Genomic DNA, 9671 nt, shown 5'->3' on the forward strand with positions numbered 1-9671 from the left:
CAGGGAAATATACTTTCAATCTCAATGCAGTTTTAAGTTTTCATGTTACCAACCAGTAAAGCAAAAATTCTGGAGAAGCCCTGAATAAGTTGATGAGACAAATGAAGTGCAAGGAAGAGAATGCACAAAAAAACGAGCCTGCTGTGTTGAGTTTCGAAAAAACCATATATCAGGCAGGTGAATTTTCGAGTGATCACTAACACAGCAATCCGATTTGCGCAGAAGCTTATCAGGACTACCTCTAGGCACTGATCCTGAACACATGCTTAGCATATGGCTCAACTTTAATCTTGTCAAAACGCTTTAATAGCTCACCAAAACGTGTAATTTTTTGCTCAATTTCTTCTACTGAAATTTCAGGAAAACGATGATTGTGATATGCCAGCCGATTGGGACCTGGGCGACGCATATAGAGACTTGTCAAACTAGCTTTTAGTTTAGTAAATAGCCATCCTTGAAGATAGGTACCAAGTGGTTTGGCTGGTGGCTGTTTTTTACCGTAACCACTCTCTTCCAGTATATCAACAATCCGCTCGCAAGCTAATGGTCCGTCTCGTGCCGCCAAGTAGTAATCCATAAGATCTTGACGATCCTGGCTCTCCGCTACCCCCAGTTCTCCTGTAACAATTCGAGACAAAGTTTCTGCCAGCTCCTGAAAATTGAAACATTGATAACTAAGTTTAGTAGGCAAACCTTGAAAATCATAGTCATAATATTTGTTAAGCGTTGCCAGATAAGATATGGCGGGAACCCCAAGAACATAGGCCTCCAAACCGGTTGTGCAGCCATTGTGTATCATTGCCTTTGCAGCGAGTAACCAGGGAATGACATTGCCTTGATTCGTTATGACTACTCGCGGGCATTTGGCAGCAATTTGATGGTAAATCTGATAGCTTTCACTCGGATGAGGCCGGACAATAATAGTACACTCAGGAAATGCCTGCTCAAGCATTGGAATAAGTTGCTTGAAGTCTTCCAGGATAGCTTGTTTATGATCTCGCAGGCCTTCAGCAAATTCTTTGCTCATACCAATACCAGCCTGACCAAGGCGTGCTGATGGTGAGTTATCTTTGGATGGCAAAAATAAACCCACGTTAGGGATATATGGATTTACTTCAGTAAAATTGGTATTAATAAGAATGAAATCCCCATAAAGACTCCTCAGCCTTTCAACCTCGGTATCAAAGTACGGACGAATTTCTGATCGCAGCATATCACCGCGCGGATTTCCAGTAACATGGATAGGCATATTCTCGGGCAATGCAGGATACTGATGAAGTAGATCAACATTTTCCTGACCCCAGGCAAATACATGCGACACATTTTTGATTGTCTCAGGAGATAAGCGGAGAGAAAAGTACGTGTCTGAAGGTGGATGGACCAAAGCCTCTTCTTCCCATGCAACAATCTCATGACCTAGCTGGCGTAGTATTTTAAACATTAAGTTACTTAAGCTACGCATACTTTTTGCTAAATAAATCCCCCGTGGAACCGAAGCCACGTGGAAATGAGTGAAAGCTCTAGAACCCATGATGACCGGAAAACCACGCTCGGCTGCAATGCAAGATAAAAGAATCTTCGCATCCAGTTCACGAACTTGATTTTCGACAGGAATGATAAGCGTGGAGGCTTGATTTTTCATATGATGTAGCACCTGGATTTAACCATTAAACGGGAATTAATCCAAATCGATCGTGTGTCATAGGTGTTATGGCTTTTTCATTTGCCAGCACTCTCCATCGATCGGAAAAAGCGTCAAAAATATGAAAATTATTTGAAATGGCAATAATTTCATGATTCAACCAGAATGAAGGTTTCGTCCAATTAAAACTACCAAAAATAGACCAGTTCTGGCCACCGTATTCAATTAATATAAACTTAAGGTGCATGGGTAAACTATCACAATTTCGTTTGAATCGAATGCCGGCTGAAATTAAACGTTGTTCTACGCACGAAGTAACTCGCCTAAGCGTTTGCTCTGCAATGATTTCCACCATCGCTCCCCGCTTAGCAAGCTCTATCATCACATCAACAGCCCGATTTGTTCTGATATGTGACGCTGCAATACGAACGCGTGCACCTTTACCCACTTGACTCAAGAATTGTATGACCGGATGGATGCGCACGCTAGGTAAAAAATGAATCGTGGTGTCAATACCTTTGATAGACTGATTTGCATTAGCAGAAAATCGATAAAATAGTCCAGGTGGTTTTTGATGCAACTGCCTGGCATGTTTTACCAGTTGCTCAATGAGCAGTGGATCATGGAATCCAATCAACATATTATGACCCCGATCCTGGTCGCCAATCTCTCGAATGAGATCCGGTCTCTCTTCTACTCGGTTTCCTGATGGATTAAAAGAACCGATGTAGGCAACGGGCTTCGGATGCGAGAAGCAATACAGCTTTTCATGTATTTGAGGTCTCCATGCCCTTCTTCGTGGAGAGGGTATTCCTGGAAGCGCTATAGTGCGAAGCCTGTCACCTAGACCTCCTGGCGCTGAAAGCATGGTGATCACATCATCATTGGCATCGGAAACACGTGGTTTACCTGACAAACAGACAGTCACCTTAACCCCTCGGTTGTGAGCCTGAATGAGGGCTCTAGCTAACTCTAGATCACGAAAATAATAAGTAACCCAATCGATAGAGCCACCTGCTGGAACAGCAGCAATATGATGTGCTAATACATCGCGTAGATAACCTGAAGATCGGTCAGGTCCACCAAAATAGATCTCATGAGCTGGTTTCACTTTCATAATGAATCCGTCTCCAAGAGAGCATGCTTAGCTACAACTGTTCGCCTCAAATTAAATGCCAAAAGTTCGCCAAGTCGCCCATTACCAACAGGTCCACTCCTTGTACGCTGGATGATATCTAAATCAGGTGCCTTATTAGCCTCGATCAAACAAGGGCCAGTGTCAAGTATAGCAATATCCCAGCCGATTACCACCTGATCCGAGAAAAGACGGCTATGTGCATGTTGTACAAAATGGATCAATTCAGGCCAATACGGGAGCCTGCGGTGCAAGATGGGTACATTTGTTTCAGGATGCCGCTCATACCAACCGTCTGCAACTATTCCCCAAGCGCCCCGTGTACCCCTTCCTAGCTCACCCGTCTGAATATCGACATTCGCCGCGATGCCTCCGGCGTGGTAATTGTCGACGACCGAAGCGGCGCTACGCGCCATACGAAAAACAGCATCAGTTACTTCATAGTCGTCTGACTCATTACGACAGCTCATAACACGGATAGTGGCCAGCGTGCCATTGGCAAGATCAGTGATTTCCCGATGATTTATGAGCCGTGGCTGCACAAGATAAGTCTTACGCTCTGAGGCTTGTCGCAAGTGCTCAATTAATTGGTCTCCTGTCACAATCTTCCCATCGTTATATCGAAATTGCCCTGAACCCACATAATCCCAACGCGAGGTTCCTCCTCCGCCCTGTCCAGCTAGTGGCTTCACGAAAAGATCAATTTCGGGCAATTTTTCATCCTGCCAATCAATCTTCCTGATTTGCCCTTTCTCAAAAATCCAAAGAATAGGTGTTGTTGCAATGCCATGATCACTGCAGCGAGCCTTGAGGCACGATTTATCTTTGATGCACGCAGTACTGCGATCGGCAGGAACGGGAAGTCCTCCATTGTATTTCCGTAATAACTTGTATAAACCACCTTTCATTTCAAAGCGATTAAGATATTCACCAGCGCGTTCTCTTTTATCGTCATCGTGCAGTTCAAAAATATAGTACCAGGGTGAGAGGATTGCATATCGGCTAGCGAGCGTGATTTGCTCGTAGATTTGTCTAGCGATGCCCTTACCTGTTCGCTTTTTGATGGGAAATCCATTAAGGACGGTGAAAACTGTAGTAAGCAAGATAATCGCAAACGGCACCAATGGAAGCGCTGCAAGCATTATCAGGCGATCAGCCATACTAATTTCAGTCCAAAGTTCACGCTGGAAATATCGATGGATTAAAGTCGCCGTTGTACCATCATCCGATAATCTAGATAAAATTAAGAATGCAGCACTCAAATCACGCGTGATTATATCTATGCCTAAATCAATTTTTTCCATTACAGTAATTTCTCCATATCGCATCTGGCAGATGCATGATGAGTTAAGTTAGCTTGCTACATTCCTTGTCTCGGATACAGAAAGCACAGCTTCCCCCTCTAATCTTATCGTTTTGAATCACAAATTATCCATAATGGTTATTTTATATATTTATCTCATAGATAGAATTTTTCCTTCAATGCCATAAAAATAATTAACGTTTGTTAATTTATTAAAATCAATCAATTATCTTATAAAGATAATAACTTAGATCCACAAAATGCTCTTTATCTCCATGCCAATCTGTTTGATTAAGAAAGTGTAATCTCTGAATAGTGAAAATCTTGTGAGAATTTTTCGTAATAACCTCAAAATGCTGACTAGCTAACGCTCTACAAAGCGTAGCATGAAATGCGCCAATGATAGAACTGTATAATATTGCATGATGAAGTGTATTTACTTTCTTACCTTGTCCTCCATTTAAGAGGACACAGCTTTTTCTTTGCTCTTTCTATAATTGAATTACAAATTATCTTAAAATAATTAATAAATGAATACGTATAAATACGTAGAAATAAGCTTTATATTAAAAATAAATTTGTTTACGGAAATTAACAATTTTTTATTTCCATTTATTCGTTTAATAGCATAAATATGGATTAGTTATAATAAAGTGATACCAGAAGCATCAAGAATTGACAAGAAATACTGATAAATGAAACACTTATCTACCTTTTCTTTCGATTCATGATATGGACAAATTACTTGGAAAGTAATCTGGCTGAACAGTTTTGTATCGTCTTTTCTTTAAGCGATAGCTCTTTTATTTCCAGCCTAAACGCACGGCCCCAAAGTGTCAGTGAGGTGCGTAACAACAGTGGAATGCCAGGCATCATCCAAATTCCTGTAATGCGCCTGTCTGCCCGTCGCCAACCACGAAGAACAACACTGATTACCGCACTTAAGCATAGGGGTTGACTATACATCTGCAAGCATAGCAATGCAGGAGATATAGCCGGTGTAATCCAATGTACATAGCCCCCTTCATGGAATACATTCTCAATTGCATCGAGGACCGACGAAGGAAAGTCTGCTAGAGAACAATCGCCTGAAAAAAGAAGGATATTCTGTCGCGCTTTGGGATAGCGTGAAAGGTATAGAGTGCGATTACGCTTTATTAGTTTCTGTAAAGCTCGTCCACGGCCAAACGAGCCGGCCGCCTTGTGGTAAATACGAGTGCCGGGATGCACCCCAAAGCGCCAACCGTGAAGATCAAGCCGACGGCCAAGATCAATGTCTTCATAATAACCTCGCCCAAACACAGGATCAAAACCACCTACTTCCTGAAAAATATCACGACGAATCAGAATGGCATGCCCTCGTAGATAATAAGTCTGGATGTAACCACCCTCTCGCAGCAAATAGCGATCAAGATTATATTTGGCATAACTGTTGCCGGCAGGAATGATGACTGCTAACTTTGCATCAGCTGCTAGCGTTGCACATAGCAGCGGCAGGAAATCATGGCTTATTTCAGTATCTGAATTAAGAATCAATACATAGAAAGCGTCAGATCGATTAACTGCTTCATTCACTGATAGACCGAAGCCCTGATTCTTTTTTGCATGATAAATCTCAACGCAATCATATGGAAGGCTATCCAGCATTTCACGTGTCTCACTGGCGGAAGCATCATCCTGAATAAGAATTCGCCTGATGGAATTGCCAAGACAAGCTACGACAGAATCAACACAGCGCCGCGTCAGATCAGGTGCATTGTAGACCGGAATCACGACATCGATTGATTTGCCGGAAGATTCCGTCGATCTACTCATGATAACTTAATCAAATTGCAAGAAACCAGACAATGCATACCGCCTCCATTTTTGTATTCGGGCTATCCACTCACTCTGAAAGACAGCGCCCTGGATCGCTAGTTCTTCCAATTTGGCTAATTCTAAGATCAGATCGAGATCACTTCAAATTATTATCAGTCTTTATCTTTCCCTACCAAACTCATTTGTCCTTGCGTCTCCAACAAACTTATATAACGCGGCAATACATCCGCATCAGGACCATCGAGCATTTCCTTGACAAAACGCTGCCGATGACTCTCTATATAGAAAGAAGTCTCTTCCAATATGAAATTAGTCAGAGCAAGTAAATGCGAGGCATGGCGATCGAAATAGATGAAGCAAAGCTACAAACGGTGGCACGGGTTAAGGTGTTTCTGGAAGGGGCGCACAATATTGCATTCATAATCCCCCAAGGGGGAAGAATATGGATTCATCGAAAGGGTGTTGAGGCGGATTGGCTCTGCCAGATTATCTCGGTCGACAAAGACCTAATATTGCGCTATCTCAAACGCATGACGGATTTATCACGGCAGCAGATAACCCGATTAGTTAGGCAGTATGGTAAATCTGGTCGGATAATCAAAAAGCGCAATTTCTCCCAGGAATTGATTTTTTCGCCGCTTTAATCTAGCTGATACGATTCTTCTGGCTGAGATAGATGCGCTGCACAGTACTTTATCAGGTTCGACTACCAAGAAGCTGATGGAGCGCGCTTTCCTCATTTTCAATAGCTTGAAAATGCGCAAAAATGAATTAATAATGTAGCATCACTTTGGCTCAATTTCTCAGAAATCTTCATCTCTGAAATAAAATGCAAGCTGCTGTTTCTTATCGAAGTGAATGATTTTCTGGTTGGTACTATTTATGAGACTTCAAAATCGCTCTCATTAGTTCCTAGCCATAATCAGGCATTTATGTTGGGGTCGCTCATAATGCTGTCCATCCTCCGTCAATAATCAAGTTTGCACCGGTCATGTAACTGGAAGCATCCGAGGCCAGAAAAATGACAGCTCCTCGATATTCATTTTTTTCTGACATGCGACCAAGAATAGTTCTGGATGAATAATTAGTAGTAAATTCATGATCATGTTGATTCCAAATTCCACTGGGTGTGAGCATGTTTACCCGAATTGACGTATTCATATAATAAGCAGCCAAAAATTTTGTTAGTCCTAACAGGCCCGCTTTGCAAACAGAATAAACTGCTGGTTTATAGGTCTGGTGTGCCTGATCGGCTTTTTTATAAATGCGTTGATCGGGTCCTACGAGTCCGTAATTAGATCCCAGAAAAATAATGGATCCTTTTCCTGATTTTTCCATCACTTTGCATGTGGCTTGAGCGAATAAAAAAGCACCGGTTAAATTGACATCGAGAGACGATTGCCAAAGTTCTTTTGGAAATTCGGTAAATTTTGAAAAAAGTGTGGTATCGGAGCCCTGTTCAAATTTTGGATCAATGGCAGCGCTATGAATAACAGCATCAATCCTATGAAACTGGCTCTCACATAAGTCAGCTATGGATTGACATGAATTCGCATTAGTCACATCCAAAACCTGAACACAAGTTCTTATAGAAGGATAAATAGAATCAATTTCACTTTTTAAAGATTCAAGACTATCTCTCTTTAGATCTCCCAGTACCAGATGCGCACCAGCTGATGCGGCTGCAAGCGCAAACTCCTTTCCAAGAAGACCTGTAGCCCCACTAATGAGTACCACGCGGTCGGTAAGATCGAAAGGTGTACCTTTGTAGGCTTGATTCATAGAAAATCCTTCCGATGGATTTGGATAGATTCTTTAGCAGTTAAAGCTGTCTGCAGAACATCAATACCGTCCTGTAAGGTAACCCGAGGAGTTGATCCGTTTGAAAGTCCCTCTAGAAATTCCCGCATCATAGATAAAAATAGCTCATTACGGTCCCAAGTTGGGGGTAGCTCGATTTGATCCAAGATTTTTCCATTTTGTTTTAGAGTAGTTAGACGAGTATGGTAATCCCAGTCTACGATGCCTTTTTCAGCAACGATGTTCATATGACGGGTGGGCGGTTTCCGCCAATAATCCATTCGGAGCTGAATGCAAATTCCTCGCTCGGTTTCTAAAGTAATGAGGGCTGTATCTTCCACCGTGAGTTCTAAAGAAGTCCGATGTCCTCCTATTGCATAGACATCCTTTGGCTTTCCAAAAAGCCAATGCAAATAATCCAGTTCATGAATTAACGTCAGAATGACCCCTCCACCTTGATCCGCACGGGCTGCGTAACTCTGCCGATAATCTTCCCAAGGATGCCAATCTGGTAGGTATTCTCCTAGATCCACCTGTACTGAATAAATTTTTCCAAGCTTACTCTCGTTAATCCATTCTTCAATTTTCTGCAGTCCAGGATGCATACGAAGTTGACAACCCACTAAAACCTTTGGCTCGGTAGAAATTAAATATGGTGTCAATTCAGTCAAGTATTGTCTTTCATGAGCGAGGGGTTTTTCGACATAGACGTTGGAACCTGCTTTGAGAGCTTTGACGAGTGTTTCCAGATGAAGGGAAGTAGGATTGGCTACGATCACAAGGTCGAACTTTTGACTGAGTGCGAAATCGAGATCCTGGAAAAAGGTAACGTCTTTTGGAATAATTTCTCTAGGTGGAGGAAGATTTCTGGTTCGCACTGCTCCAAGTTCGCGAACTCCCAGGGAGTATAGATTATTGAGATGCCTGACTCCAATGGATCCAAGACCCACTACCAAAGCTTTCAACAATCGCCCCCTCGATTTTCCAGCAAGAACTCGGCCAGTCGGAATGAAAACTCATTGTCAATATCGATGGAATCTTCATTGTCGATTTTAAGAGGTAAAACACATGTTCCAGTGAGAGAATTTTTATTAATGATGGTTTGGGTGCGAATTAAGTCCAAATAGCCAATTTGCCAATAGACTTTGGGCAAACTTTGCCTAGGTTCGTTGAAAGGCTCGGGAACGCCAGGAATGCTCAAAAGTGGATGCATAAAACCATCTGCAGAGATAGTCCACATTTTATATGGATTTTGCTCTGGCTCAATGACTCCTCGTACTGAATCAGCCTCAGGATGCTTTTTTAACAGCTCAACAGCTTCTTCTATTTTTGAAATACTCCGAGAAGGAGAAGTGGGTCGAAATTGAAAAATGGCATCCGGAAGGGGAACTCTGTTTTGCTCCAACCATTCGAGAAAATGCTTAAATACAGGCAGATCAAGCGTATCATCTTGAGCTAGTTCACTTGGTCTTAAGAACGGCACCTCAGCACCGGCACTTTTAGCAACTTCAGCAATCTGCTCCGAATCGGTACTAACGAAAGTTCGCTGAATAGAAGGACACTTGAGGGAAATTTCAATCGAATGGGCAATAAGTGGTTTTCCTCGCAGAAGCCGAATATTTTTATTGGGTACGCCCTTTGATCCTCCCCGCGCAGGTATTAATGAATAAATCAACATTGCATTGCTACACTAGTCAAATTGCTTTAATTCAAAGAACCCAATGCTCATTTTTACTTGATGATGCTCCAGGGATAAATCATTGTCAAGCGACAGTATAGGTAATGTGAGTTCGACATAAGGATCACAATACCACGGTTGAAAGAATTTGAGAGAGCTTGATAATTAAAAGTGTTTAGTCCCACGGTGTGCTGGAATGGATTAACATTAAAACGTTCCGGCTCTTTTGTCCATATTTTGCAGATGTATTCATAGGGTGTAAGCCCCTTCAAAATCTTAAGCCGCTTTGCGAAGT

At 42.2% G+C, this 9671-nt stretch carries 9 protein-coding genes and 1 pseudogene; 1 reads left to right on the forward strand and 9 read right to left on the reverse strand.

Features of this window, described 5'->3' with window-relative positions:
- Positions 1–241: 241 nt before the first annotated feature.
- From BLV54_RS09365 to BLV54_RS16105, 5 genes are all read right to left on the reverse strand, one after another.
- Positions 242–1642, reverse strand: a complete 1401-nt coding sequence (locus BLV54_RS09365) for a surface carbohydrate biosynthesis protein (RefSeq protein ID WP_090571037.1) — start codon at positions 1640–1642, stop codon at positions 242–244.
- 25 nt (positions 1643–1667) lie between these two features.
- Positions 1668–2759, reverse strand: coding sequence for a phospholipase D-like domain-containing protein (locus BLV54_RS09370; protein ID WP_090571040.1), 1092 nt, complete (start codon positions 2757–2759; stop codon positions 1668–1670).
- Positions 2756–4081 carry a sugar-transfer associated ATP-grasp domain-containing protein gene (locus BLV54_RS09375; RefSeq protein ID WP_090571043.1) on the reverse strand — a complete coding sequence of 442 codons (1326 nt, stop codon included), beginning with the start codon at positions 4079–4081 and terminating at the stop codon, positions 2756–2758. Before BLV54_RS09375 ends, BLV54_RS09370 begins: the two co-directional genes overlap by 4 nt.
- 740 nt (positions 4082–4821) lie before the next feature.
- Positions 4822–5895 carry a glycosyltransferase family 2 protein gene (locus BLV54_RS09380; protein WP_090571046.1) on the reverse strand — a complete coding sequence of 358 codons (1074 nt, stop codon included), beginning with the start codon at positions 5893–5895 and terminating at the stop codon, positions 4822–4824.
- A gap of 155 nt (positions 5896–6050) precedes the next feature.
- Complete coding sequence (locus BLV54_RS16105; protein ID WP_176969729.1) at positions 6051–6200, reverse strand: hypothetical protein; 150 nt, start codon at positions 6198–6200, stop codon at positions 6051–6053.
- 33 nt (positions 6201–6233) lie between these two features.
- On the opposite strand from BLV54_RS16105, the gene BLV54_RS09385 reads away from it, so the two are divergent.
- The gene (locus BLV54_RS09385) at positions 6234–6542 is read left to right on the forward strand and encodes a hypothetical protein (protein ID WP_143032469.1); all 309 of its coding nucleotides are present in this window, start codon (positions 6234–6236) and stop codon (positions 6540–6542) included.
- Between the two features lie 301 nt (positions 6543–6843).
- Here the strand turns inward: BLV54_RS09385 and BLV54_RS09390 are convergent, their stop codons facing one another.
- The 4 genes and pseudogenes from BLV54_RS09390 to BLV54_RS16865 form a co-directional block, all read right to left on the reverse strand.
- Entirely contained in the window at positions 6844–7680 is an 837-nt protein-coding gene (locus tag BLV54_RS09390; protein ID WP_090571052.1) for an SDR family oxidoreductase, read from the reverse strand.
- A complete protein-coding gene (locus BLV54_RS09395; RefSeq protein ID WP_090571055.1) occupies positions 7677–8663 on the reverse strand; it encodes a Gfo/Idh/MocA family protein in 987 nt (328 codons plus the stop codon). The genes BLV54_RS09390 and BLV54_RS09395 overlap by 4 nt, the downstream gene beginning before the upstream one ends.
- Complete coding sequence (locus tag BLV54_RS09400) at positions 8660–9376, reverse strand: acylneuraminate cytidylyltransferase family protein (RefSeq protein WP_090571058.1); 717 nt, start codon at positions 9374–9376, stop codon at positions 8660–8662. Before BLV54_RS09400 ends, BLV54_RS09395 begins: the two co-directional genes overlap by 4 nt.
- A 53-nt stretch (positions 9377–9429) precedes the next feature.
- Positions 9430–9671, reverse strand: a pseudogene (locus BLV54_RS16865) (hypothetical protein); the annotation flags it as partial.

It is taken from the genome of Nitrosomonas sp. Nm33 (genome assembly GCF_900107265.1).
Classification (GTDB): Bacteria; Pseudomonadota; Gammaproteobacteria; order Burkholderiales; family Nitrosomonadaceae; genus Nitrosomonas.